This is a genomic window from Streptomyces sp. UF-297, from assembly GCF_058245575.1.
The window spans coordinates 1-23,399 of record NZ_JBSIBZ010000118.1; the positions used below are offsets into that span (position 1 = coordinate 1).

Annotated in this window: 24 protein-coding genes; 8 read left to right on the plus strand and 16 right to left on the minus strand. The window is 70.6% G+C overall.

What is annotated here, in order from left to right; all coding sequences use genetic code 11:
* Window positions 1-57: 57 nt before the first annotated feature.
* The 13 genes from dapD to AC4IJH_RS39590 all read right to left on the minus strand — a co-directional run bounded on the left by dapD (window position 58) and on the right by AC4IJH_RS39590 (window position 10,379).
* Window positions 58-1,047: a 2,3,4,5-tetrahydropyridine-2,6-dicarboxylate N-succinyltransferase gene (dapD, locus tag AC4IJH_RS39530; protein WP_490856837.1), complete on the minus strand. Its 990-nt coding sequence runs from the start codon at window positions 1,045-1,047 to the stop codon at window positions 58-60.
* A 68-nt stretch (window positions 1,048-1,115) separates the two neighbouring features.
* Complete coding sequence (locus tag AC4IJH_RS39535; protein WP_490856838.1) at window positions 1,116-2,141, minus strand: hypothetical protein; 1,026 nt, start codon at window positions 2,139-2,141, stop codon at window positions 1,116-1,118.
* A 165-nt stretch (window positions 2,142-2,306) separates the two neighbouring features.
* On the minus strand, window positions 2,307-2,858 hold the full coding sequence (locus AC4IJH_RS39540; RefSeq protein WP_490856839.1) for a TetR/AcrR family transcriptional regulator: 552 nt from the start codon (window positions 2,856-2,858) through the stop codon (window positions 2,307-2,309).
* On the minus strand, window positions 2,858-3,178 hold the full coding sequence (locus tag AC4IJH_RS39545; RefSeq protein ID WP_490856840.1) for a DMT family transporter: 321 nt from the start codon (window positions 3,176-3,178) through the stop codon (window positions 2,858-2,860). Before AC4IJH_RS39545 ends, AC4IJH_RS39540 begins: the two co-directional genes overlap by 1 nt.
* Window positions 3,179-3,229: 51 nt before the next feature.
* Window positions 3,230-3,595 carry a VOC family protein gene (locus tag AC4IJH_RS39550; protein ID WP_490856841.1) on the minus strand — a complete coding sequence of 122 codons (366 nt, stop codon included), beginning with the start codon at window positions 3,593-3,595 and terminating at the stop codon, window positions 3,230-3,232.
* Window positions 3,596-3,664: 69 nt separating this feature from the next.
* Window positions 3,665-4,012, minus strand: coding sequence for a metal-sulfur cluster assembly factor (locus tag AC4IJH_RS39555; RefSeq protein ID WP_490856842.1), 348 nt, complete (start codon window positions 4,010-4,012; stop codon window positions 3,665-3,667).
* Complete coding sequence (sufU, locus tag AC4IJH_RS39560) at window positions 4,009-4,467, minus strand: Fe-S cluster assembly sulfur transfer protein SufU (protein WP_490856843.1); 459 nt, start codon at window positions 4,465-4,467, stop codon at window positions 4,009-4,011. The genes AC4IJH_RS39555 and sufU overlap by 4 nt, the downstream gene beginning before the upstream one ends.
* A gap of 11 nt (window positions 4,468-4,478) precedes the next feature.
* A complete protein-coding gene (locus AC4IJH_RS39565; protein WP_490856844.1) occupies window positions 4,479-5,747 on the minus strand; it encodes a cysteine desulfurase in 1,269 nt (422 codons plus the stop codon).
* Window positions 5,744-6,508 carry a Fe-S cluster assembly ATPase SufC gene (gene sufC, locus AC4IJH_RS39570; RefSeq protein ID WP_490856845.1) on the minus strand — a complete coding sequence of 255 codons (765 nt, stop codon included), beginning with the start codon at window positions 6,506-6,508 and terminating at the stop codon, window positions 5,744-5,746. The genes AC4IJH_RS39565 and sufC overlap by 4 nt, the downstream gene beginning before the upstream one ends.
* 7 nt (window positions 6,509-6,515) lie before the next feature.
* Window positions 6,516-6,839 carry a bifunctional 3-phenylpropionate/cinnamic acid dioxygenase ferredoxin subunit gene (locus tag AC4IJH_RS39575; RefSeq protein WP_490856846.1) on the minus strand — a complete coding sequence of 108 codons (324 nt, stop codon included), beginning with the start codon at window positions 6,837-6,839 and terminating at the stop codon, window positions 6,516-6,518.
* The gene (sufD, locus tag AC4IJH_RS39580) at window positions 6,836-8,059 is read right to left on the minus strand and encodes a Fe-S cluster assembly protein SufD (RefSeq protein ID WP_490856847.1); all 1,224 of its coding nucleotides are present in this window, start codon (window positions 8,057-8,059) and stop codon (window positions 6,836-6,838) included. The genes AC4IJH_RS39575 and sufD overlap by 4 nt, the downstream gene beginning before the upstream one ends.
* Before the next feature lie 68 nt (window positions 8,060-8,127).
* Window positions 8,128-9,549 (minus strand): Fe-S cluster assembly protein SufB, encoded by a 1,422-nt coding sequence (gene sufB, locus AC4IJH_RS39585; protein WP_490856848.1) that lies wholly within the window; start codon window positions 9,547-9,549, stop codon window positions 8,128-8,130.
* Window positions 9,546-10,379, minus strand: coding sequence for a helix-turn-helix transcriptional regulator (locus AC4IJH_RS39590; protein ID WP_490856849.1), 834 nt, complete (start codon window positions 10,377-10,379; stop codon window positions 9,546-9,548). The genes sufB and AC4IJH_RS39590 overlap by 4 nt, the downstream gene beginning before the upstream one ends.
* Before the next feature lie 308 nt (window positions 10,380-10,687).
* On the opposite strand from AC4IJH_RS39590, the gene AC4IJH_RS39595 reads away from it, so the two are divergent.
* The 3 genes from AC4IJH_RS39595 to AC4IJH_RS39605 all read left to right on the plus strand — a co-directional run bounded on the left by AC4IJH_RS39595 (window position 10,688) and on the right by AC4IJH_RS39605 (window position 13,525).
* Window positions 10,688-11,650 (plus strand): ABC transporter ATP-binding protein, encoded by a 963-nt coding sequence (locus AC4IJH_RS39595; protein WP_490856850.1) that lies wholly within the window; start codon window positions 10,688-10,690, stop codon window positions 11,648-11,650.
* Window positions 11,647-12,435 carry an ABC transporter permease gene (locus tag AC4IJH_RS39600; protein WP_490856851.1) on the plus strand — a complete coding sequence of 263 codons (789 nt, stop codon included), beginning with the start codon at window positions 11,647-11,649 and terminating at the stop codon, window positions 12,433-12,435. The genes AC4IJH_RS39595 and AC4IJH_RS39600 overlap by 4 nt, the downstream gene beginning before the upstream one ends.
* Window positions 12,436-12,520: 85 nt before the next feature.
* Complete coding sequence (locus AC4IJH_RS39605; protein ID WP_490856852.1) at window positions 12,521-13,525, plus strand: COX15/CtaA family protein; 1,005 nt, start codon at window positions 12,521-12,523, stop codon at window positions 13,523-13,525.
* Here AC4IJH_RS39605 and AC4IJH_RS39610 read toward each other — a convergent pair.
* From AC4IJH_RS39610 to AC4IJH_RS39620, 3 genes are all read right to left on the minus strand, one after another.
* Window positions 13,498-14,553 carry an amidohydrolase gene (locus AC4IJH_RS39610; protein WP_490856853.1) on the minus strand — a complete coding sequence of 352 codons (1,056 nt, stop codon included), beginning with the start codon at window positions 14,551-14,553 and terminating at the stop codon, window positions 13,498-13,500. The two genes, AC4IJH_RS39605 and AC4IJH_RS39610, sit on opposite strands and share 28 nt — an antisense overlap.
* 173 nt (window positions 14,554-14,726) lie before the next feature.
* Entirely contained in the window at window positions 14,727-15,107 is a 381-nt protein-coding gene (locus tag AC4IJH_RS39615; RefSeq protein ID WP_490856854.1) for a hypothetical protein, read from the minus strand.
* Window positions 15,108-15,117: 10 nt separating this feature from the next.
* The gene (locus AC4IJH_RS39620) at window positions 15,118-16,074 is read right to left on the minus strand and encodes a heme o synthase (RefSeq protein ID WP_490856855.1); all 957 of its coding nucleotides are present in this window, start codon (window positions 16,072-16,074) and stop codon (window positions 15,118-15,120) included.
* A 450-nt stretch (window positions 16,075-16,524) separates the two neighbouring features.
* Between AC4IJH_RS39620 and tkt the strand changes: the two genes are divergently transcribed.
* Genes tkt through pgl form a run of 5 tightly spaced genes read left to right on the plus strand, consistent with a single transcriptional unit; the run spans window position 16,525 to window position 23,143 of the window.
* On the plus strand, window positions 16,525-18,627 hold the full coding sequence (tkt, locus tag AC4IJH_RS39625; protein WP_490856856.1) for a transketolase: 2,103 nt from the start codon (window positions 16,525-16,527) through the stop codon (window positions 18,625-18,627).
* Window positions 18,628-18,662: 35 nt separating this feature from the next.
* Complete coding sequence (gene tal, locus AC4IJH_RS39630) at window positions 18,663-19,781, plus strand: transaldolase (protein WP_490856857.1); 1,119 nt, start codon at window positions 18,663-18,665, stop codon at window positions 19,779-19,781.
* 4 nt (window positions 19,782-19,785) lie between these two features.
* On the plus strand, window positions 19,786-21,309 hold the full coding sequence (gene zwf, locus AC4IJH_RS39635; RefSeq protein WP_490856858.1) for a glucose-6-phosphate dehydrogenase: 1,524 nt from the start codon (window positions 19,786-19,788) through the stop codon (window positions 21,307-21,309).
* Complete coding sequence (gene opcA / locus AC4IJH_RS39640; protein WP_490856859.1) at window positions 21,306-22,364, plus strand: glucose-6-phosphate dehydrogenase assembly protein OpcA; 1,059 nt, start codon at window positions 21,306-21,308, stop codon at window positions 22,362-22,364. The genes zwf and opcA overlap by 4 nt, the downstream gene beginning before the upstream one ends.
* A complete protein-coding gene (gene pgl / locus AC4IJH_RS39645; RefSeq protein ID WP_490856860.1) occupies window positions 22,361-23,143 on the plus strand; it encodes a 6-phosphogluconolactonase in 783 nt (260 codons plus the stop codon). Before opcA ends, pgl begins: the two co-directional genes overlap by 4 nt.
* Window positions 23,144-23,399: the final 256 nt, after the last annotated feature.

Genomic DNA, 23,399 nt, shown 5'->3' on the forward strand with positions numbered 1-23,399 from the left:
CCCCCCCCCCCCCCCCCCCCCCCCCCCCCGCCCCAGCGTTGCCGTCGGCCGGCCGCGTCAGTTGTGGCTGTGCAGTACGTCGTTCAGGCCGCCCCAGACCGCGTTGTTCGGGCGGGCCTCGACGGTGCCGGTGACGGAGTTGCGGCGGAAGAGGATGTTGCTGGCGCCGGAGAGCTCGCGGGCCTTGACGATCTGTCCGTCGGGCATGGTGATGCGGGTGCCCGCGGTCACGTACAGGCCGGCCTCGACCACGCACTCGTCGCCGAGCGCGATGCCCACGCCCGCCTCGGCGCCGATCAGGCAGCGCTCGCCGATGACGATGCGCTCCTTGCCGCCGCCGGACAGCGTGCCCATGGTGGAGGCGCCGCCGCCGATGTCCGTGCCGTCGCCGATCACGACACCGGCGGAGATCCGGCCCTCGACCATGGAGGTGCCCAGGGTGCCCGCGTTGAAGTTCACGAACCCCTCGTGCATCACGGTCGTGCCCGCCGCGAGGTGTGCGCCCAGGCGCACCCGGTCCGCGTCCCCGATGCGCACACCGGCCGGGGCGACGTAGTCCGTCATCCGCGGGAACTTGTCGACGCTGGTCACCTGGAGGTGCAGCCCCTCGGCGCGGGCGTTGAGCCGCACCGTCTCCAGCTGGTCCACGGCCACCGGGCCCAGCGAGGTCCAGGCGACGTTCGCCAGCAGCCCGAAGATCCCGTCCAGGCTCTGGCCGTGCGGCTGGACCAGACGGTGGCTGAGCAGGTGCAGGCGCAGGTAGGCGTCGTGCGCGTCCAGCGGCTTGTCCTCCAGCGAGGAGATGACCGTACGGACGGCCACGACCTCGACGCCGCGGCGCGGGTCCGGGCCGATCGCCTTCGGCGCGGCCTCGCCCAGCAGCTCCACGGCCCGCTCGGCGCTCAGCCGCTCGGTCCCGGCGGGCCCGGCCTCGGCGACGAGCTCGGGCGCGGGGAACCAGGTGTCAAGAACAGTGCCGTCGGACGCGACGGTGGCAAGCCCGGCGGCAACGGCGCCGGTCGTACGGGGAGCAGCAACTTCGGTCATGCCCGAAACCTAACCGGACGGCCCCCGTCTAGGCGAACCGGTCCCGTTCCGCGGGACCCGCCGGCTCCTCAGATCCGGCTCACCGTGCCGCAGCCCTCCGCCTGCCCCTCGTCGTTCAGCTCCCGGCTGCGGTCGTACGGGTCGGCCTCGGGCCCCGCGGGCGCGGGCGAGGCCGGGTCCGTGGAGAACGCGGGGTGGAAGTAGCCGTCGAACACTCCACAGGCGCTGTTGCCGCTCTCCTGCCGGTAATCGATCAGCTGGAGCTTGCCCGGGGTCACCACGAATCGCCGGGGGTCGACCACCTCCATGCGGATCACCCGGCGCACCACCGTCCGGGTCACCTCGGTACGGCCCTGGCCCGCCTTCACGACCGGGTAGACGAAGGTGTAGTCGGCGTTCACCCCCAGGGCGCCGTCCTTGGCCTCCTCGAACGTCATCCGCCCGCGGGTCTTGACCACCTCACCGACGAGCGCGACCTCCTTCGGGTCGAACCGGCTGAACAGCAGCAGCGGGTCGTGCTCCTTGGACGGCTTGTCCAGGCTGGTGCCCAGATCGCGCAGCAGTCCCGGCTGCTGCGGATCGAGCAGCCCCAGCGCGGCCGACGGCCGCTCCCCGCGCAGAGTCTTCGGGTCGAGGTTGGCCGCGACCAGGAATTCCTTGGTCCTGCGCAGCGCCGCCGCGACCTGCTCCTTCGACAGCGTCCCCACGGGCTTGGCCTCGGGCAGCACGATCCCGGCCGCTCCGTCCGCGTACCGCGCGGCGGGCGACCCGGCGAAGGGCTCCTTGAGCGTCGGCGTATCGGGAAACACCTCGCTTCCCGGCGCCGCGCTGGGGCGCGCGGTCTCGGCCGGCAGCGGCGGGGCCGCCTCGGCGCGGGAAGCCCCGGGCAGGCGGGAACGGATGTCGCCGGGGTTGACCGCCCACACCGCCGCGCCCCCGACGAGCAGCACCCCGACAGCGCTCATCAGCCGGCGTCGCCGCCGCGCCGGGCGGTTCATCTCCCGCCAGGCCGGCCCGGTCCGCCAGCCCTCCGGCTGCCACTCCCCCCGGCCGCCGCCCGTCGGATCCTGGGACGTCGGCTTTCTGCTGCTCAACTCGGCTCGCTCATCTCGTACTGCGCAGCGGAGGGCGACGCCTGCTCAGACCTGATGACACGCCCCCCGCAAGGTGTTCAGGAACGATCAAGAATTACCCTCTTCGTCCCGTTTCCCACAAGTCCCGCACAAATCTGGCCACTCGCCACCCCGCCCCGTGCGCCGTCAGCCCGCCGCGCCACCCAACGCCCGCTCCAGCCCCTCCCGTACCCCCGTGCGGTCGAAGGCGCGGCCGGTGAGGAGATGTTGGATCAGGAGGCCGTCGATGAGGGCCACCAGGGCGCGGGCGGCGGCCGCGTCGCCGGTGCGGGCGGCGAGCAGGCGGACCATCTCGTCGACACAGCCGGCCGCCAGGGGGCGTACCGCCTCGTGGCGCAGCGCGGCCAGGTAGAGCTCGTACTCCAGCTCGATGCGGGTGCGGTCGCCGGACAGGGAGCGCTCGACGAGCCGGGTGACCTCCTCGGCGAGCGGCGCGCGGCCGTCGATGCCCTCCACCCAGCGCGCGAAGTCCGCCAGCCACTCGGCGTTGGCCTGTTCCAGCGCGGCGACCAGCAGGTCGTCCAGCGAGGCGAAGTGGTACGTCGTCGAGCCGAGCGGCACATCGGCCTCGGCGGCCACGCTGCGGTGGCTCAGGCCCACGATCCCGCGTGTGGCCACGATCCTGATCGCCGCGGCGATGATCCGCTGCCGCCGCTTGGGGTCGTAACGCCGCGCCATCAGTGCGCCCCGCCCAGATTCAGCACGATCACTCCGGCGATCACCAGCAGCACCCCGAGTATCCGCGCCGCGTTGACCGCCTCACCGAGGAAGAGCATGCCGATCGCCGCGACGACGGCCGTCCCGACGCCGGACCAGATCGCGTACGCCGTCCCGACGTTCATCGACTTCAGGGTCTGCGCGAGCAGCGCGAAGGCGACGAGATAGCCCGCCACCGTCCCCAGGGAGGGCCACAGCTTGCTGAAGCCCTCGCTGAACTTCATCGAGGTGGTCGCCAGGATCTCGGCCAGGATCGCCCCGGCAAGGGTCACGTACATCATGCGTACGAGTGTACATAGCGATGCGTACGGCCGTACGCATGGCTCCCTCGCCTAGTCGAGCAGCGTCTTCTTCGGCCGCAGCACACAGAATTCGTTGCCCTCGGGGTCGGCCGGCGTCACCCAGGACACCTCGGGGCCCTGGCCCACATCCACCCGCCGCGCCCCCAGCCCGATCAGCCGCTCCACCTCCGCGGCCTGGTCGTCGGGGGTCAGGTCGAGGTGCAGGCGGTTCTTGCCCGTCTTGTGCTCCGGTACGGGCACGAAGCGGATCCCGGGGAGGGCGGCGGGGCCGGCGCCGATGATGATCTCTTCCTCGTCCTCGAAGACGATCCGCCAGTCCAGCACCCGCGCCCAGAAGCCCGCGAGGGCCTTCACGTCGTGTGCGTCGACGACGATTTGATACAGGCAAACGGCCATGCCCGCCAGTGTGCCTGGCGGGCATGGCCGTTCGAAAGCGCGACGCGAGATGTCGCGCGCGACGTGGGATCAGACGTTGAAGCCCAGTGCGCGCAGCTGCTCGCGGCCGTCGTCGGTGATCTTGTCCGGGCCCCACGGGGGCATCCAGACCCAGTTGATCTTCAGCTCGTTGACGATGCCTTCCGTGGCGGACTTCGCCTGGTCCTCGATGACGTCGGTCAGCGGGCAGGCCGCGGAGGTCAGCGTCATGTCGATGGTGGCGATGTTGGCGTCGTCGATGTGTACGCCGTAGATCAGGCCGAGGTTGACGACGTCGATGCCCAGCTCGGGGTCGACGACGTCGTAGAGGGCCTCGCGGACCTCTTCCTCCGTGGCCGGCTTGAGGGCCGGCGCCTCGGGGGCTGCGTTGTCGGTCATGCGGTCTTCGCCTCCTGGGAGAGGGCCTTGGCGGTGGCGTCCTTCCAAGCCATCCAGCTCAGCAGGGCGCACTTGACTCGGGCGGGGTACTTGGAGACTCCGGCGAACGCGACCGCGTCCTCCAGGACCTCCTCCATGGCGTCGTCCGGCGTGAGCTGCCCCTTGGACTGCATCAGCTCCAGGAACGTCTCCTGGATCCGCTGCGCCTCGCCCAGCTGCTTGCCGACCAGCAGGTCGTTGAGCACGGACGCGCTGGCCTGGCTGATGGAGCAGCCCTGGCCCTCGTACGACACGTCCTCGATGGTCGCACCGTCGAGCTTCACACGCAGCGTGATCTCGTCACCACAGGTGGGGTTGACGTGGTGCGCCTCACCGTCGCCGTCCCGCAGCCCCCGCCCGTGGGGGTGCTTGTAGTGGTCCAGGATGACGTCCTGGTACATCGAATCCAGCTTCACGGGTCCTGTCCCTATCCGAAGAAGTTACGGACGTGCTCCAGGCCCGCAACCAAGGCGTCCACCTCGGCAGGAGTGGAGTACAGATAGAACGACGCCCGCGTGGTCGCAGGAATTCCGTACCGCAGGCACACCGGGCGGGCGCAGTGGTGGCCGACCCGGACGGCGATGCCCTGCTCGTCCAGGACCTGGCCCACGTCGTGCGGGTGGATGTCGCCGAGCGTGAAGGAGATCGCCGCGCCGCGCTCCTCGGCCGTGGTGGGGCCGATGATCTTCAGGTCGGGGACCTTCAGCAGCTGCTGGACGGCGTACTCGGTGATCGCGTGCTCATGCTGGGCGATCCTGTCCATGCCGATCGAGGTGAGGTAGTCCACGGCCGCGCCGAGGCCGACGGCCTGGGCGATCGGGGGCGTACCCGCCTCGAACTTGTGCGGAGCCGGAGCGTAGGTGGAGGAGTGCATCGAGACGGTCTCGATCATCTCGCCGCCGCCCAGGAACGGCGGCAGGTCCTCCAGCAGCTCCTGGCGGCCCCACAGGACGCCGATCCCGGTCGGGCCGCACATCTTGTGGCCGGTGAAGGCCACGAAGTCGGCCTGCAGCGCCTGCACGTCCAGCGTCATGTGCGGAGCGGCCTGCGAGGCGTCGACGACCACGAGGGCGCCGACCTCCTGCGCGCGGCGGACGATCTCCTCGACGGGGTTGACCGTGCCCAGGATGTTGGAGACCAGCACGAAGGAGACGACCTTGGTCTTCTCCGTGATCACCTCGTCGATGTTGGACAGGTCGAGGCGGCCGTCGTCGGTCAGCCCGAACCACTTCAGCTTCGCGCCGGTGCGCTGCGAGAGCAGCTGCCAGGGCACGATGTTGGAGTGGTGCTCCATCTCCGTGATGACGATCTCGGTGTCACGGTCGACGCGGTAGGGCTCATCGGCCCAACCGAGCATGTTCGCCACGAGGTTGAGCGACTCCGAGGCGTTCTTGGTGAAGATCACCTCGTCGCGGCTCGGCGCGTTGATGAAGCCGGCGACCTTGTCGCGGGCGCCCTCGTACAGCGCCGTGGCCTCCTCGGCCAGCACGTGCACGCCGCGGTGGACGTTGGCGTTGTGGCGCTCGTAGTACTCGCTCAGCACGTCGATGACCTGGCGCGGAGTCTGCGAGGTCGCCGCGCTGTCCAGGTAGACGAGTTGCTTGCCCTCGTGGACCTGGCGGTCAAGGATCGGGAAGTCCTTGCGGATCGCCTCGGTGTCGAGGAGGCCGGAAAGCCCCGGTCGGGCCTGTGTCACGCGGATGCGCCACCCTTCACGTACGCCTCGTAGCCCTCGGCCTCCAGCTTGTCCGCCAGCTCGGGGCCGCCGGACTCGGCGATCCTGCCGTTGGCGAAGACGTGGACGTGGTCGGGCTTGATGTAGCGCAGAATGCGCGTGTAGTGGGTGATCAGCAGGGTGCCGACCTCACCGGTCTCGCGGACGCGGTTGACGCCCTCGGAGACGATGCGCAGCGCGTCGACGTCCAGGCCGGAGTCGGTCTCGTCCAGGATCGCGATCTTGGGCTTGAGGAGCTCCAGCTGGAGGATCTCGTGGCGCTTCTTCTCACCGCCGGAGAAGCCCTCGTTGACGTTGCGCTCGGCGAAGGAGGGGTCCATCGAGAGGCGCTCCATGGCCTCCTTGACCTCCTTGACCCAGGTGCGCAGCTTGGGGGCCTCGCCGCGGATGGCGGTGGCGGAGGTGCGCAGGAAGTTGGAGACCGAGACACCGGGGACCTCGACCGGGTACTGCATGGCGAGGAAGACGCCGGCCCGGGCGCGCTCGTCGACGGACATCTCCAGGACGTCCTCGCCGTCGAGGGTGACGGTGCCGCCGGTGATCGTGTACTTGGGGTGACCCGCCAGCGAGTAGGCGAGGGTGGACTTGCCGGAGCCGTTGGGGCCCATGATGGCGTGGGTCTCGCCCTGCTTCACGGTCAGGTCGACGCCCTTGAGGATCTCGCGCGGGCCGTTCTCGGCCTCGACGGAGACGTGCAGGTCGTGGATCTCAAGCGTTGCCATGGGGAACTCAGGACTCCTGGGTGACGGAGACGAGCACGTCGTCCCCTTCGATCTTGACGGGGTAAACGGGGACGGGCTGCGTCGCGGGAAGGCCGGACGGCTTGCCGGTGCGGAGGTCGAAGCTCGAACCGTGCAGCCAGCACTCGATCGAGCAGTCCTCCACCTCGCCCTCCGAGAGGGAGACGTTCGCGTGCGAGCAGATGTCGTTGATCGCGTACACCTCGCCCTCGGTACGGACGACCGAGACCGGGGTGCCGTCGAGCTCGACCCGCTTGGGGGTGTCCTCTTCGAGCTCGCTCAGCCCACAGGCTCGTACGAATGCGGCGCTCATACGGCCGACGCCTCCAGCTCGGCCTCGATCTTGGCGAGGAGGCGCTCCTCCACGTCCGGCAGACCGATCTGCTGGACCAGCTCGGCGAAGAAGCCGCGCACGACCAGTCGGCGGGCCTCCTCGGCCGGGATGCCGCGGGCCATCAGGTAGAAGAGCTGCTCGTCGTCGAAGCGGCCGGTCGCCGAGGCGTGGCCGGCGCCGACGATCTCGCCGGTCTCGATCTCCAGGTTGGGCACCGAGTCGACCCGCGCGCCGTCGGTCAGGACGAGGTTGCGGTTGAGCTCGTAGGTGTCCGTGCCGGTGGCGGCGGCCTGGATGAGGACGTCGCCGATCCAGACGGCGTGGGCGTCCTGGCCCTGCAGGGCGCCCTTGTAGACCACGTTGGAGCGGCAGTTGGGCACCGAGTGGTCCACGAAGAGGCGGTGCTCCTGGTGCTGGCCCTGCTCGGTGAAGTACAGGCCGTAGAACTCCGCCTCGCCGCCGGGCGCCGCGTAGTTGACGCGCGGGTGCAGGCGTACGAGGTCGCCGCCGAAGGTGACGATCACGGACTTGAACGAGGCGTCCCGGCCGACCAGGGCGTTGTGCTGGCCGACGTGGACCGCGGTGTCGTCCCAGTCCTGGACGGAGACGACGGTGAGCTTGGCACCGTCGCCGAGGACGTAGTCGACGTTGGCGGCGAGCGTGGCGTCACCGGTGTGGTCGATGACGACGAGGGCCTCGGCGAACGCGCCCAGCTCGATGACCTGGTGGCCGTAGGCGGTGCCGCCCTCGCCGTGCACGGTGATGCGGATCGGGTCGGTGAGGACCGCGTCCTTGGCGACCGTGATGATCGAGGCCTTCTCGAACGAGCTGAAGGCCTGCGCGGCGACCCGGTCCACGGGCGTGCCGGCCTTGCCGACGCGCGGGTCGTCGCGGTCGACCAGCTCGTGGGTGACGCCCTCGTCGGGCGCGATGATCTCGATCTTGAGATCGGCGCCGGAGGCGACGGCGGTGCCGTCGTGCAGGCCCTTGAGCCGCTCCAGGGGAGTGAAGCGCCACTCCTCCTCACGGCCGTGCGGCACCGGGAAGTCCGCCACGTCGAAGGACGGCGGGGCGCTCATCCGGGTGGCGACGGTGGACTCCGCGGCCACCGCGATCGAGCCCGCGGTGGTGGAGCCCGCGGCAGGGGGTCCCCCCGCTCGAGCGGAGCCGAGAGTGGGGGCGTTCTGAGCCTCAGCCATGGCTGTCGTAGTGCTCACTTTCTGCAATCAGGAAGTCGGTCGCTGCTGGGTGCGTCGGGCCGGCCGGGTCAGCCGACCGCGCCCTCCATCTGCAGCTCGATCAGCCGGTTCAGCTCCAGCGCGTACTCCATCGGCAGCTCACGGGCGATCGGCTCGACGAAGCCGCGCACGATCATCGCCATGGCCTCGTCCTCGGACAGGCCGCGCGCCATCAGGTAGAAGAGCTGGTCCTCGCTGACCTTGGAGACGGTCGCCTCGTGGCCCATGGACACGTCGTCCTCGCGCACGTCGACGTAGGGGTACGTGTCGGAGCGGGAGATGGTGTCCACCAGCAGGGCGTCGCACAGCACGTTGGACTTGGAGCCCTCGGCGCCCTCGCCGATCTCGATCAGACCGCGGTAGGAGGTCCGGCCGCCGCCTCGCGCCACCGACTTGGAGACGATGTTGGAGGAGGTGTTCGGGGCCATGTGGACCATCTTGGCGCCGGCGTCCTGGTGCTGGCCCTCGCCCGCGAAGGCGATGGACAGGGTCTCGCCCTTGGCGTGCTCGCCCATCAGGTAGACGGCCGGGTACTTCATCGTCACCTTGGAGCCGAGGTTGCCGTCGACCCACTCCATGGTCGCGCCCTCGTAGGCCACCGCGCGCTTGGTGACCAGGTTGTAGACGTTGTTCGACCAGTTCTGGATCGTCGTGTAGCGGCAGCGGCCGCCCTTCTTGACGATGATCTCCACGACCGCGGAGTGCAGCGAGTCCGACTTGTAGATCGGAGCCGTGCAGCCCTCGACGTAGTGGACGTAGGCGTCCTCGTCGACGATGATCAGCGTCCGCTCGAACTGGCCCATGTTCTCGGTGTTGATCCGGAAGTAGGCCTGCAGCGGGATGTCCACGTGGACACCCTTGGGGACGTAGATGAACGAGCCGCCGGACCACACCGCGGTGTTCAGCGAGGCGAACTTGTTGTCGCCGGCCGGGATGACCGTGCCGAAGTACTCCTTGAAGAGCTCCGGGTGCTCCTTGAGCGCGGTGTCGGTGTCCAGGAAGATGACGCCCTGCTCCTCCAGGTCCTCGCGGATCTGGTGGTAGACGACCTCGGACTCGTACTGCGCGGCGACACCGGCGACCAGGCGCTGCTTCTCCGCCTCGGGGATGCCGAGCTTGTCGTAGGTGTTCTTGATGTCCTCGGGCAGGTCCTCCCAGGAGGCGGCCTGCTGCTCCGTGGAACGCACGAAGTACTTGATGTTGTCGAAGTCGATGCCCGACAGGTCCGAGCCCCAGTTGGGCATCGGCTTCTTGCCGAACAGCTTCAGGCCCTTGAGGCGGAGGTTGAGCATCCAGTCGGGCTCGTTCTTCTTGCCCGAGATGTCGCGGACAACCGCCTCGGAAAGGCCGCGCTTGGCTGCCGCACCGGCTTCGTCGGAGTCGGCCCAGCCGTATTCGTACTTGCCCAGGCCCTCAAGCTCAGGGTGAGCAGTCTCCGTGGGGAGAGTCATGCGGGGTTCCTCCCGGCCGTGCTTGCAGATGCTGTGGTGGTCTTTGGGGTGGTGCTGTGGGCTGCCTTGCCGGACGGGGCGTGGGCGGCCTTCGGGATGAAGGTCGTGCACACTCCGTCGCCGTGGGCGATGGTGGCAAGGCGCTGCACATGGGTCCCGAGCAGGCGGGAGAAGACCTCGGTCTCCGCCTCGCACAGCTGCGGGAACTGCTCGGCGACGTGGGCGACCGGGCAGTGGTGCTGGCAGAGCTGTTCACCTAGATGAGGGTTGGGCGCGCTGCGCGCCGTAGCAGCGTACCCGTCCGCGGTCAATGCCTTGGCAAGGGCCTTTGTGCGGGCCTCGGGCTGGGCGGCCTCGACGGCCCTGCGGTATCCCTCGGCCTGGGCGGCGAGCCGGGCGCGGGCGAACGCGGCGACGGCCGCCTCGCCCATCTCCCCGCCGCCCGCCGCCTGCGCGATCCAGCGCAGCGCGTCGGAGGCCAGCTGGTCGTAGGCCTGGTCGAAGGCGTCCCGGCCGCAGTCGGTGAGCGCGAAGACCTTGGCGGGACGGCCACGGCCACGCGCGCCGTAGACCCTCTTCTCACGCGGTTCGACGACGCCTTCGGCGACCAGGGCGTCCAGGTGACGGCGGACGGCGGCCTGGGTCAGCTCCAGACGGACGGCGATGTCGGCGGCGGTGGACGGGCCGTGGTCGAGGATGGAGCGGGCCACGCGGTTGCGCGTGCCCTGCTGTTCGTCGTGGACCGGCGCGGCCTGCGCCGACGCGGGGGCGGCCGGCCCGTCGGCCGGCTCGACCGCGGTACCTTCCGGACCCTCGCTCGCGTATTTCACAACGCCATTGTTGCGTAATTCCTCAGAGCGAGACAACCCTCGCCCGGATCACGGACTGGTGGTCTCGATCACTTAGGGTTACCTAATTCCCATCGCCCCGCAGGCGCTTTCCCACCGGTGTTTTTCCAGGTCCGCGGGCATTTCCCGGCCCCGGTCGATCTTGCTGTACGCGGCCCCTCCGGCGGCCCGGCGACCGGAATAAATGGAGCAGGAAGTTCCGCTCATAAATCAACTCGCAGCCCTGTACGCCGCCCCGCCCGGCGAACCCCGCGAATTCGCGCCACCCGCCCCTCCGTAGACTGCCCGGCATGCGCAGCGCCTTCTCGGGGAACGCCCCCCGGACCCCCGGCCGGGAACCCGCCGTCGAGGTCCTCGGCCTGGTCAAGCGGTACGGAGAGCGGACCGCCGTGAACGGGCTCGATCTGGCCGTCGCGCGCGGCACGGTCACCGCCGTACTCGGCCCCAACGGCGCCGGGAAGACCACCACGGTCGAGACCTGCGAGGGCTACCGCCGCCCCGACGCCGGCACCGTACGGGTGCTGGGCCTGGACCCCCTCGCCGACGCCGCGGCCCTGCGGCCCCGCATCGGCGTGATGCTCCAGTCCGGCGGCGTCTACGCGGGCGCCCGCGCCGAGGAGATGCTGCGGCACACCGCCTCCCTGCACGCCCACCCCGTCGACGTGGACCTCCTCATCGACCGCCTGGGCCTGGGCAGCTGCGGCCGCACGAACTACCGCCGGCTCTCCGGCGGACAGCAGCAGCGCCTGGCGCTGGCCATGGCCGTCGTCGGCCGCCCCGAACTGGTCTTCCTCGACGAGCCGACCGCGGGCCTGGACCCGCAGGCCCGGCACGCGACCTGGGACCTCGTACGGGAACTGCGGGCCGACGGCGTCACGGTCGTGCTGACCACCCACTTCATGGACGAGGCCGAGCAGCTGGCCGACGACGTGGCGATCATCGACGGCGGCCGGGTCATCGCCCAGGGCAGCCCCGAGGAGCTGTGCAAGGGCGGCGCGGAGAACACCCTGCGCTTCACCGGCCGCCCCGGACTCGACCTCGGCTCGCTGCTGAAGGCGCTGCCCGCCGACACCGCGGCCGTCGAGCTGACCCCCGGCACGTACCGCGTCAACGGCAAGGTCGACCCGCAGCTGCTCGCCACCGTCGCCTCCTGGTGCGCGCAGAACGGCGTCATGCCCGACGCCATAGCCGTGGAGCGGCACACCCTGGAGGACGTTTTTCTGGAGCTGACCGGCAAGGAGCTGCGTTCATGAGCGCGACCGAAGCGAGCGCGGCCACCGGCACGTTCACCCCGGCACCGGGCGCCGCCCCGCTCCCCCGGATGATCCGCGCGCAGGCCCTTCTCGAGACGAAGATGCTGCTGCGCAACGGCGAGCAGCTGCTGCTCACCGTGATCATCCCGTCCCTGCTGCTGGTGCTCTTCTCGGCCGTCGACATCATCGACACAGGGGCGGGCAAGGCCGTCGACTTCCTGGCGCCGGGCATCCTGGCCCTCGCCGTCATGTCCACCGCCTTCACCGGCCAGGCCATCGCCACCGGCTTCGAGCGCCGCTACGGCGTCCTCAAGCGGCTGGGCGCCTCCCCGCTGCCGCGCTGGGCGCTGATGGCCGCCAAGACCTGCTCGGTGCTGATCACCGAGCTGCTGCAGATCGCCCTGCTGACGGTGATCGCCTTCGCGCTGGGCTGGTCGCCGCACGGCAACCCTGCCTCCGTCGCCCTGCTGCTCGTCCTGGGCACCGCCGCCTTCTCCGGCCTCGGCCTGCTGATGGCCGGGACCCTCAAGGCCGAGGCGACGCTGGCCGCCGCCAACCTGGTCTTCCTGCTCCTGCTGGTGGGCGGCGGCGTCATCGTCCCGCTGGAGAAGTTCCCCGAGGCGGCCCAGCAGGTCCTCCAGCTGCTGCCGATCGCGGCGCTCTCCGACGGGCTGCGCGAGGTTCTCCAGCACGGCGCCGCACTGCCCTGGACCGACCTCACCGTCCTCGCCGTCTGGGCCGTGCTGGGCCTGGGCGCGGCGGCGAAGTTCTTCCGCTGGGAATAGCCGCGGGACCGGGGACAACGTCCTCGTACGACCGGGATGCCCCCCTCGTGAAACTTTGCACAAGCCTGCGCCTACGATGGCTCCCGTGCCGAACACGCTGAACCCCCTTGAGCTGATCGCCCGCCACTGGCAGCCGTCCGCCCGCTTCGTGCGGCGGGCCGCGCTCGCCACCGTCGTCATGGCCGTCGTCATCGTCGTGACCGGAGGCGCGGTCCGGCTCACCCAGTCCGGCCTGGGCTGCTCGACCTGGCCCAAGTGCACACCGGACAGCCTGACGCCGACCGCCGCGATGGGCATCAACGGCCTCATCGAGTTCGGCAACCGCCTGCTGACGTACGTGCTGTGCGCGGTCATCGGCCTGTTCATCATCGCCGCGCGCGCCCGCCACCCGAGGCGCCGCGCGCTCACCCGGCTGGGCTGGGCGCAGTTCTGGATCGTGATGGGCAACGCCGTCGTCGGCGGCATCACGGTCCTGACCGGCCTGAACCCCTACATCGTCAGCGCGCACTTCCTGCTGTCCACCGGCCTGCTCACGGTCGCGGTGATCAGCTGGCAGCGGGCCGGCGAGGGCGATCAGGAGCCGCGCGACCTGGTCGCCCGCCCGGTACGGCAGCTGTCCTGGCTGCTGGTGGCGGCGGCCGGCGCGCTGACCGTGGTCGGCACCGTGGTCACGGGCGCGGGGCCGCACGCCGGTGACGCCGAGAAGGTCCACCGCATCCCGCTGGACTGGCAGGAGATCACCCAGCTGCACGTCGACCTCGCCTATGTCGTCGTCGGCCTGACCGTCGCCCTGTGGTTCACCCTGCGCGCCGTCAAGGCACCGGCGGCCACCCGCCGCAGGGTCCTGGAGCTGTTCGGCTGCATCGCCTTCCAGGGCGTCGTCGGCTACACCCAGTACTTCCTGGGCCTGCCCGAACTGGTCGTCGGACTGCACATGCTGGGCTCGACGCTGGTGTGGATCGCGGTACTGCGGATCACCCTGGCGCTGCGCGACCGCGGCCCGCTGCTGGAGGACACCGCCACGGTGCCCGCCCCCTCGGGCGAGCACGAAGCGCTCACGGCTCAGCCCGCGGCCGGCACCTCCGCCTGAAGCCGGTAGACCCGGCGCGCGGTCCCGCAGGCCACCAGCTCCGCGATCCGCCGCCCGTCCTCGCGGGTGCACACGCCCTCTTCGGTCCACTCCCGCATCAGCCGCTCCATGGACCGTACGAAGAACCGCGCGCCGGTCACGTACAGCTCCGGCAGCGCCCGCGCCCCCGTGGAGAACAGCAGCTTGCCGAACGGCGCCTGGCCCAGCGTCTCCTCGGGCCGCGGCCCGGCGTCCGCGTAGACGTGCGCGTGGACGGCCGCCAGCTGCGCCGCCCGCCGGTGGTGCGGCGCCTTCGTCAGCACCACCAGGTCCGTACCGAGCCCGGTGGTGGCCCGCATGAACTCCGCCAGCGGCTGCGGATCGGGGCAGTGCAGCTGTACGGGCAGGCCGGTGGCCACCGCACTCCACAGCAGATGCCGTACCAGGGCGGGCTCGGCCAGCGGCTCTCCCGGCCTGCGCGAGCTCAGCCAGCGGTCGGCGGCCCGGCGCACCTCGCCCGCCTCGGGCGCCTGCCCGTCGCAGAAGACGGCGCCCGAGGCGAAGGCGGTGGCGTGCTGGGCGGCGGCGTACAGCGCCTCGGCCGTGTAGCCGATGAAGGAGTCCACGCTGCCGGAGGTGTCGGCGACCTGCTCGGCCAGCGGCTCCAGGCGTACGACCTCACGGGCGTCCGCCTCGGCCGCGCAGGCCAGTTCGCGGGCCGAGGTCAGGTCGCTGGGGGTGCCCGCCTCCAGCAGGAAGGTGCCGATCCCGGCGCCGCGCAGCAGCTGGCGCCCGGCGCGGTAGGCGCCCAGCTCGCGCCGGCGGGCGAGGTAGCGGGCGGGCGTGCAGTGCGGCTCCAGGCCCAGCAGCGGGGGGCACCAGCGGCGCACCGCGATGCCGGTCCAGCTGTCGAAGAAGGTGGTGCCGGCCGGGGCGGGGCCCGCCGCCCCGGCCGCGGCGGCCAGATGCGTCTCGAAGGAGCCCAGGCCCAGTTCGCCGTGGAGCGCGCCGTGGCTGTACTGGTCGACCAGGGGCGGAAAGCTCTCCACTGCGCTCCTCCGCTCCCGCGCGCAGCCCGTACGCGACGACCCACCGGTGCGGCCGGGCGCCGCGCCTGGTGGGTTTAACGGACGAAGCGCTCGTCAGGTATTGGCCGCGGGCGGTGATTGGCCGTCACCGGCCCCGCGCCCGGCGGCCGGCCCGCGCTCAGGACTTCCCGCGTTCAGGATTCGGCGGGGCCGTTGGACGGGCCGCCGATCTGGAGACCGGCCATCCGCGACCACTCGTACGGTCCGGTGCGGACCTTGGCCGCCAGGTCGCCGTCGAAGTCGTCCCTCAGCTCGATACCGGCCTGCTCCACGGCTTGTTCGGCGGCTTCGTAGGTGTCCGCGACGAGGTTGCCCCACTCGCCGTTGGCGCCGACGAGGGCGATACGGGTCTTGCCGCGGCCGATGTGCGCGAGCTGTCCCTCGGCGCTGCCGCCGTGGGAGGCGGCGAAGGCGCGGATGCGCCCGGCGAGCCGGGCGGCCTGCCGCGCGTCCCGCTTCCCGGTGCGCTGTCCGGCCTGCTCGTCGGTGTGCTCCGCCTGCTTGGTGTCTGCCATGACCAGGATGCTACCGACGGGTAGCCCAGATGGCGACGGCGACGAAGAGCAGCGAGACGTAGGTGATGGACCAGTGGAACAGCCGCATCTCCTTGAGCTTGGCGCCGGTGATCCCGGCCTTGGCGCGGGCCTGGAGGCCGTGCGCCTCCTTCAGCCAGAAGGCGCCGCACAGGACCGCGACCGCGGTGTAGAACCAACCCGTATAGCCCAGCGGCTGCAGCAGCAGCGAGACCAGCACCATCACCCAGCTGTAGGCGACGATCTGCCGGGCCACGACCTTGTTGCCGGCGATGACCGGCAGCATCGGCACGCCGACGCGCTCGTAGTCGTCCTTGGTCTTCATCGACAGCGGCCAGTAGTGCGGCGGCGTCCAGAAGAAGATGACCAGGAAGAGGACGAGCGAGGCCCACGAGACGGTGTTGGTCACGGCCGACCAGCCGATGAAGACCGGCATGCAGCCCGCGATGCCGCCCCAGACGATGTTCTGCGCCGTACGCCGCTTGAGGATCATCGTGTAGACCACGACGTAGAAGAGCAGCGCCCCGAGCGACAGCATCGCCGACAGCGGGTTGACGAAGTACCAGAACCAGGCCGTGGAGACCACCGTGAGCGCGGTCGCGAAGACCAGACACTCCCGCGGCGAGACCATGCCCGTCACCACCGGGCGCTGGGACGTACGGTCCATCAGCGCGTCGATGTCCCGGTCGATGTACATGTTGTAGGCGGCCGCGCCGCCCGCTGACAGGTAACCGCCGATGCAGGTCGCCAGCACCAGCCACAGGTCCGGGACGCCCTCGGCGGCCAGGAACATCACCGGCACCGTTGTCATCAACAGAAGCTCGATGACACGGGGCTTGGTCAAAGCGATGAATGCCTTGACACGGGCCCCGAACGGCCGGTGACCGGGATTCGGACTCCCGGGGCTCTGAGAGAGCGCCCCCGCAGGACGGGATTCGACGGCCGTCACGCACACCCCTGAAGTAACTTCTGCGGCTTGTGCCGCGGAGATAAGGCCAGCAAGCTGCTCCGGCCGTGAGGGCGCGGTTAAGGCTTGCGCGTACCACGCCACTTTAGACGTTGGGCATACAGCGATCTTCGCGGGGGTGGGGTCGTGTTGGGCGGGCTCCGCTGCGGAGGCGAGTGCGGAGGTGGCGCGCGCCCCGCAACTTTCCGCCGCCGTTCTTCATCCGTTCAGGAGGCGAAGGCGGGCCTGGCCGGGCAGTCTGGTGCCATGGCCGACATGTCCAGACCGGGAATGCGCCAATTCCGGATTTGGTTGCCCAAAGCGTCGGGTTCCCCGAGGTGACATCGTCGACGCACAGTCGAAAAGGTGCGCGTACCAGCAGGGGTAGGCTCGACAACGCCCGGTGACAGTCAGTCCCGGCTTTCGACATGTGGAGAGGAGCCCTGACTCAGGGTGAGCACCAAGCCGACCACCACAGATCTCGAGTGGACCGAACTGGACCAGCGAGCCGTTGACACCGCCCGCGTCCTGGCCATGGATTCCGTGCAGAAGGTCGGTAACGGCCATCCGGGTACGGCCATGAGCCTCGCTCCCGCCGCGTACACCCTCTTCCAGAAGGTGATGCGGCACGATCCGGCGGACACCGAGTGGACCGGGCGCGACCGGTTCGTCCTCTCCGCGGGCCACTCCTCCCTGACCCTGTACGTACAGCTCTACCTCGGCGGCTTCGGCCTGGAGCTGGACGACCTCAAGGCCTTCCGCACCTGGGGCTCCAAGACCCCGGGCCACCCGGAGTACGGCCACACCAAGGGCGTGGAGACCACCACCGGGCCGCTGGGCCAGGGTGTGGCCAACGCCGTGGGCATGGCGATGGCCGCCCGCTACGAGCGCGGCCTGTTCGACCCCGAGGCCGCCACCGGCACCTCGCCGTTCGACCACTACGTCTACGCCATCGCCGGCGACGGCTGCCTCCAGGAGGGCATCTCCGGTGAGGCGTCCTCCCTGGCCGGGCACCAGAAGCTCGGCAACCTGATCCTGCTGTGGGACGACAACCACATCTCGATCGAGGGCGACACGGAGACCGCGGTCTCCGAGGACACCATGAAGCGGTACGAGGCCTACGGCTGGCACGTCCAGCGCGTGGAGCCCAAGGAGAACGGCGACCTGGACCCGGCCGCCCTGTACGCCGCGATCCAGGCCGCCAAGGCCGAGACCGAGCGCCCCTCCTTCATCGCGATGCGCTCGATCATCGCCTGGCCGGCCCCCAACGCCCAGAACACCGAGGCCGCGCACGGCTCGGCGCTGGGCGACGAGGAGGTCGCGGCCACCAAGCGCGTCCTCGGCTTCGACCCGGAGCAGGACTTCGAGGTCGCCGACGAGGTCATCGCGCACACCCGCAAGGCGCTGGACCGCGGGCGCGAGGCCAAGGCCGAGTGGGAGAAGTCCCTGGCCTCCTGGCGTACCGCCAACCCGGAGCGCGCCGCCGAGTTCGACCGCATCGCCGCCGGCGAGCTGCCGACCGGCTGGGAGGAGAAGCTCCCCGCCTTCGAGACCGGCAAGGCCGTCGCCACCCGCGCGGCCTCCGGCAAGGTGCTGCAGGCGCTCGGCGCGGTCATCCCCGAGCTGTGGGGCGGCTCCGCCGACCTCGCGGGCTCCAACAACACCACCATCGACAAGAACTCCTCGTTCCTGCCGAAGGGCAACCCGCTGCCGGAGGCCGACCCGTACGGCCGCACGATCCACTACGGCATCCGCGAGCACTCCATGGCCGCGGAGATGAACGGCATCGCGCTGCACGGCAACACCCGTATCTACGGCGGCACCTTCCTGGTGTTCTCCGACTACATGCGCAACGCGGTGCGCCTGTCGGCCCTGATGCACCTGCCGGTGACGTACGTGTGGACGCACGACTCCATCGGTCTGGGCGAGGACGGCCCGACCCACCAGCCGGTCGAGCACCTGGCCTCGCTGCGCGCCATCCCGGGCCTGAACGTGGTCCGCCCGGCCGACGCGAACGAGACCGCCATCGCCTGGCGCGAGATCCTCAAGCGCTACACCAAGGAGTTCGGCAAGGGCGCCCCGCACGGCCTGGCGCTGACCCGCCAGGGTGTGCCGACCTACGAGGCCAACGAGGACGCCGCCAAGGGCGGTTACGTCCTGTTCGAGGCGCAGTCCCCGGAGGGAACGGCCGCCCAGCCGCAGGTGATCCTGATCGGCACCGGCTCCGAGGTGCAGCTCGCCGTCGAGGCGCGCGAGCAGCTGCAGGCCGCGGGCGTCGCGACCCGGGTCGTCTCGATGCCGTCGGTGGAGTGGTTCGAAGAGCAGGAGCAGGGGTACCGCGACAGCGTGCTGCCGCCCGCCGTCAAGGCCCGGGTGGCCGTCGAGGCCGGTATCGGCCTGACCTGGCACCGCTTCGTGGGCGACGCGGGCCGGATCGTCTCGCTGGAGCACTTCGGTGCCTCGGCGGACGGCAAGGTCCTCTTCCGCGAGTTCGGCTTCACCGCGGACGCGGTCGCCGCCGCCGCTCGGGAATCGCTCGAAGCCGCCGCGCGCTGACGCCCGTACACGACAAAGTAGGAGATGCAATACCCATGACAGACGCACTCAAGCGCCTCTCCGACGAAGGCGTCGCGATCTGGCTGGACGACCTGTCGCGCAAGCGCATCACGTCCGGCAACCTCGCCGAGCTGATCGACCAGAGCCACGTGGTCGGTGTCACCACCAACCCGTCGATCTTCCAGAAGGCGATCTCCTCCGGCGACGGTTACGAGCAGCAGCTCGAGGACCTCGCGGCGCGCAAGGTGACCGTCGAGGAAGCCATCCGCATGATCACCACCGCCGATGTGCGGGACGCGGCCGACATCCTGCGCCCCGTCTTCGACGCCACCGGTGGCCAGGACGGCCGGGTCTCCATCGAGGTCGACCCGCGCCTGGCGCACCACACCAAGGCGACGGTGGCCGAGGCCAAGCAGCTGGCCTGGCTGGTGGACCGCCCCAACACCCTCATCAAGATCCCGGCGACCAAGGCCGGCCTGCCGGCGATCACCGAGGTCATCGGCAAGGGCATCAGCGTCAATGTCACGCTGATCTTCTCGCTGGAGCGCTACCGCGAGGTCATGGACGCCTACCTGGCGGGCCTGGAGAAGGCCAAGGCCGCGGGCCTGGACCTCTCCAAGATCCACTCGGTCGCGTCCTTCTTCGTGTCCCGCGTGGACACCGAGATCGACCAGCGCCTGGAGAAGCTGGGCTCCGACGAGGCCAAGGGCCTCAAGGGCAAGGCCGCGCTGGCCAACGCCCGCCTGGCCTACGAGGCCTACGAGAAGGTCTTCTCCTCGGACCGCTGGGCCGCCCTGGAGAAGGCGGGCGCCAACAAGCAGCGTCCGCTGTGGGCCTCCACCGGCGTGAAGGACCCCGCGTACAAGGACACCCTGTACGTCGACGACCTGGTCGCCCCGGGCACGGTCAACACCATGCCGGAGGCCACGCTCCAGGCCACCGCCGACCACGGGCAGATCACCGGCGACACCGTCACCGGCGGCTACGAGCAGGCGCGAGCGGACCTGGCCGCCATCGCCCAGCTGGGCATCTCCTACGACGACGTCGTCCAGCTCCTGGAGGACGAGGGCGTTCAGAAGTTCGAGGCCGCCTGGAACGACCTGCTCAAGTCGACCGAGGTGGAGCTCAAGCGCCTCACCCCCTCGGAGGGCTGAAACCTTGTCAAGCAGCAACCCGCTGCGTGACGCCCAGGACCGGCGGCTCCCGCGTATCGCGGGGCCGTCCGGCCTGGTCATCTTCGGCGTCACGGGCGATTTGTCACGCAAAAAGCTGATGCCCGCGGTCTATGACCTCGCCAACCGCGGCCTGCTGCCGCCGGGCTTCTCCCTCATCGGCTTCGCCCGCCGCGAGTGGCAGGACGAGGACTTCGCGCAGGAGGTGCACGACGCGGTCAAGCAGCACGCGCGTACGCCCTTCCGCGAGGAGGTCTGGCAGCAGCTGGTCCAGGGCTGCCGGTTCGTCCAGGGCAACTTCGACGACGACGCGGCCTTCGAGACGCTGAAGTCGACGATCCAGGAGCTGGACAAGGCGCAGGGCACCGGCGGCAACTTCGCCTTCTACCTGTCGGTTCCGCCCAAGTTCTTCCCCAAGGTCGTCCAGCAGCTCAAGAAGCACGGGCTGGCCGACCAGAAGGAGGGCTCCTGGCGCCGCGCGGTCATCGAGAAGCCCTTCGGACACGACCTTCAGAGCGCTCAGGAGCTCAACCGGATCGTGCACGAGGTCTTCCCGCCGGAAGAGGTCTTCCGGATCGACCACTACCTGGGCAAGGAGACGGTCCAGAACATCCTGGCGCTGCGCTTCGCCAACACGATGTTCGAGCCGCTGTGGAACCGCTCCTACGTGGACCACGTCCAGATCACGATGGCCGAGGACATCGGCATCGGCGGCCGGGCCGGCTACTACGACGGCATCGGCGCCGCCCGTGACGTCATCCAGAACCACCTGCTCCAGCTGCTCGCGCTGACCGCCATGGAGGAGCCCGCCTCCTTCGACGCGGACGCGCTGGTCGCGGAGAAGGCCAAGGTGCTGGGCGCCGTACGCCTCCCCAAGGACCTGGGCAAGGAGACGGTGCGCGCCCAGTACGCCGAGGGCTGGCAGGGCGGCGAGAAGGCCGTCGGCTACCTCCAGGAAGACGGCATCGACCCCAAGTCGAAGACCGACACCTACGCGGCCATCAAGCTGGAGGTGGACAACCGCCGCTGGGCGGGCGTCCCCTTCTACCTGCGCACCGGCAAGCGCCTGGGCCGCAGGGTCACCGAGATCGCGGTGGTCTTCCAGCGCGCTCCGCACTCCCCCTTCGACCACACCGCCACCGAGGAGCTGGGGCAGAACGCCCTGGTCATCCGCGTCCAGCCGGACGAGGGCGTGACCGTGCGCTTCGGTTCGAAGGTGCCGGGCACCTCCATGGAGGTGCGGGACGTGTCGATGGACTTCGCGTACGGCGAGTCCTTCACCGAGTCCAGCCCGGAGGCCTACGAGCGCCTGATCCTGGACGTCCTGCTGGGTGACGCCAACCTCTTCCCCCGCCTTGAGGAGGTCGAGCTGTCCTGGAAGATCCTCGACCCGATCGAGGAGTACTGGGACAAGCACGGCAAGCCCGCGCAGTACCCGGCCGGTACGTGGGGGCCCATCGAGGCGGACGAAATGCTCGCACGAGACGGACGGAGCTGGCGTCGGCCATGAAGATCGATCTGACGGAGACCACGGCCAGCAAGATCAACAAGGCGTTGGTCCAGGGGCGCCGTGCCATCGGCACCCCCGCCGTCGGCATGGTGCTCACCCTCGTCATCGTCACCGACGAGGAGAACGCCTACGACGCTCTCAAGGCCGCCAACGACGCCTCGCGCGAGCACCCCTCGCGCACCCTGGTCGTCATCAAGCGCGTCAGCCGGTCGCCCCGCGACCGCGCCAAGGCGCGCCTGGACGCCGAGGTGCGGGTGGGCGCGGACGCGGGCACCGGCGAGACGGTCGTGCTGCGGCTGTACGGCGAGGCCATCAACCACGCCCAGTCCGTGGTGCTGCCGCTGCTGCTGCCGGACGCCCCGGTGGTGGTGTGGTGGCCGGTCAACGGCCCGCTGGACCCGGCCAAGGACCCGCTGGGCTCGCTGGCCCAGCGCCGTATCACCGACACCTACTCCGCCGAGGAGCCCATCCAGGAGCTGGCCGAGCGCGCCGAGGTCTACACCCCCGGCGACACCGACCTGTCCTGGACCCGCATCACGCCCTGGCGCTCGATGCTGGCCGCGGCGCTCGACCAGATGCCCTGCAAGGTCACCGCGGTCGAGGTCGAGGGCGAGGAGTTCAACCCGAGCTGCGAGCTGCTGGGCATGTGGCTGGCGGACCGCCTCGGCGTCCCGGTCAAGCGCACGCTGTCCTCCGGGCCCGGCCTGACCGCCGTACGCCTGGAGACCGACGGCGGCCAGATCGTGCTGGACCGCGCGGACGGCTCGCTGGCGACGCTGTCCATGGCGGGGCAGCCGGACCGCGCGGTGGCGCTCAAGCGGCGGGACACCGCCGAGCTGCTCGCCGAGGAGCTGCGCCGGCTCGACCCGGACGACACCTACGCCTCCGCGCTGAAGTTCGGTGTGGAGCGCCTCAACGAGGCGGCGCAGCAGGAGAAGGCTCCCGCCGCACAGTCCTCCCAGGGCGACGACAAGGCCGACAAGGACGCCTCGGCGGCTCCCGCGGCGGCGAAGAAGGCCGCCAAGGCTCCGGCCAAGAAGGCGGCGTCGAAGTGAGCACGCCACAGGTCGTGGTCCACCGCGACAAGGAGCTGATGGCGAAGGCCGCGGCGGCCCGGCTGATCACGAAGATCGTGGACGCCCAGGCCGCCCGCGGCTCCGCCTCGGTGGTCCTGACCGGCGGGCGCAACGGCAACGGGCTGCTCGCGGCCCTCGCCGAGGCGCCCGCGCGGGACGCGGTGGACTGGGCCCGGCTGGACCTGTGGTGGGGCGACGAGCGCTTCCTGCCCGAGGGCCACCCGGACCGCAACCACACCCAGGCGCGGGACGCACTGCTGGACAGCGTCCCGCTGGACCCGGCCCGGGTGCATGTGATGCCTCCCTGCGACGGTCCGCTCGGCAACGACGCGGACGCGGCGGCGGAGGAGTACGCGGCCGAGCTCGCCAAGGCGGCGGGGCCCGAGGACCACGGTCCGGTGCCCTCCTTCGACGTCCTGCTGCTGGGCGTCGGCCCGGACACCCATGTCGCCTCGCTCTTCCCCGAGCTGCCGGCGGTACGGGAGACCGAGCGCACGGTCGTCGGCGTGCACGGCGCGCCCAAGCCGCCGCCCACCCGGATCTCGCTCACGCTGCCCGCGATCCGCGCGGCGCGGGAGGTCTGGCTGCTGGCGGCGGGCGAGGACAAGGCGCAGGCCGCGGCGATCGCGCTGTCGGGGGCCGGGGAGATCCAGGCTCCGGCGGCGGGGGCGTACGGGCGCAGCCGGACGCTGTGGCTGCTGGACGAGGCGGCGGCGTCGGCGCTTCCGCGTGGGCTGTATCCGCCCGCCTCGCCCTAGCTCGCTTGTGGCTGCGGCCCCGTTCCCTTGTGGGAGCGGGGCCGCTCGCGTTGTGGTGCGGGGCCGCTCGCGTTGTGGCGCGGGGCCGCTTGCGTTGTGGCGCGGGGCCGCTTGCGTTGTGGTGCGGGGCCGCTTGCGTTGTGGCGCGGGGCCGCTTGCGTTGTGGCGCGGGACCGCTCGCGTTGTGGCGCGGGACCGCTCGCGTTGTGGCGCGGGACCGCTCGCGTTGTGGCGCGGGACCGCTCGCGTTGTGGCG

Excerpts from the sequence above, each read along its gene's own strand:
- dapD (WP_490856837.1), bottom strand. The coding sequence starts at position 1,047 with ATGACCGAAGTTGCTGCTCCCCGTACGACCGGCGCCGTTGCCGCCGGG.
- AC4IJH_RS39540 (WP_490856839.1), bottom strand. The coding sequence starts at position 2,858 with ATGGCGCGGCGTTACGACCCCAAGCGGCGGCAGCGGATCATCGCCGCG.
- AC4IJH_RS39545 (WP_490856840.1), bottom strand. The coding sequence starts at position 3,178 with ATGATGTACGTGACCCTTGCCGGGGCGATCCTGGCCGAGATCCTGGCG.
- AC4IJH_RS39550 (WP_490856841.1), bottom strand. The coding sequence starts at position 3,595 with ATGGCCGTTTGCCTGTATCAAATCGTCGTCGACGCACACGACGTGAAG.
- AC4IJH_RS39555 (WP_490856842.1), bottom strand. The coding sequence starts at position 4,012 with ATGACCGACAACGCAGCCCCCGAGGCGCCGGCCCTCAAGCCGGCCACG.
- sufC (WP_490856845.1), bottom strand. The coding sequence starts at position 6,508 with ATGGCAACGCTTGAGATCCACGACCTGCACGTCTCCGTCGAGGCCGAG.
- AC4IJH_RS39575 (WP_490856846.1), bottom strand. The coding sequence starts at position 6,839 with ATGAGCGCCGCATTCGTACGAGCCTGTGGGCTGAGCGAGCTCGAAGAG.
- sufD (WP_490856847.1), bottom strand. The coding sequence starts at position 8,059 with ATGGCTGAGGCTCAGAACGCCCCCACTCTCGGCTCCGCTCGAGCGGGG.
- sufB (WP_490856848.1), bottom strand. The coding sequence starts at position 9,549 with ATGACTCTCCCCACGGAGACTGCTCACCCTGAGCTTGAGGGCCTGGGC.
- AC4IJH_RS39595 (WP_490856850.1), top strand. The coding sequence starts at position 10,688 with ATGCGCAGCGCCTTCTCGGGGAACGCCCCCCGGACCCCCGGCCGGGAA.
- AC4IJH_RS39600 (WP_490856851.1), top strand. The coding sequence starts at position 11,647 with ATGAGCGCGACCGAAGCGAGCGCGGCCACCGGCACGTTCACCCCGGCA.
- AC4IJH_RS39615 (WP_490856854.1), bottom strand. The coding sequence starts at position 15,107 with ATGGCAGACACCAAGCAGGCGGAGCACACCGACGAGCAGGCCGGACAG.
- tal (WP_490856857.1), top strand. The coding sequence starts at position 18,663 with ATGACAGACGCACTCAAGCGCCTCTCCGACGAAGGCGTCGCGATCTGG.
- opcA (WP_490856859.1), top strand. The coding sequence starts at position 21,306 with ATGAAGATCGATCTGACGGAGACCACGGCCAGCAAGATCAACAAGGCG.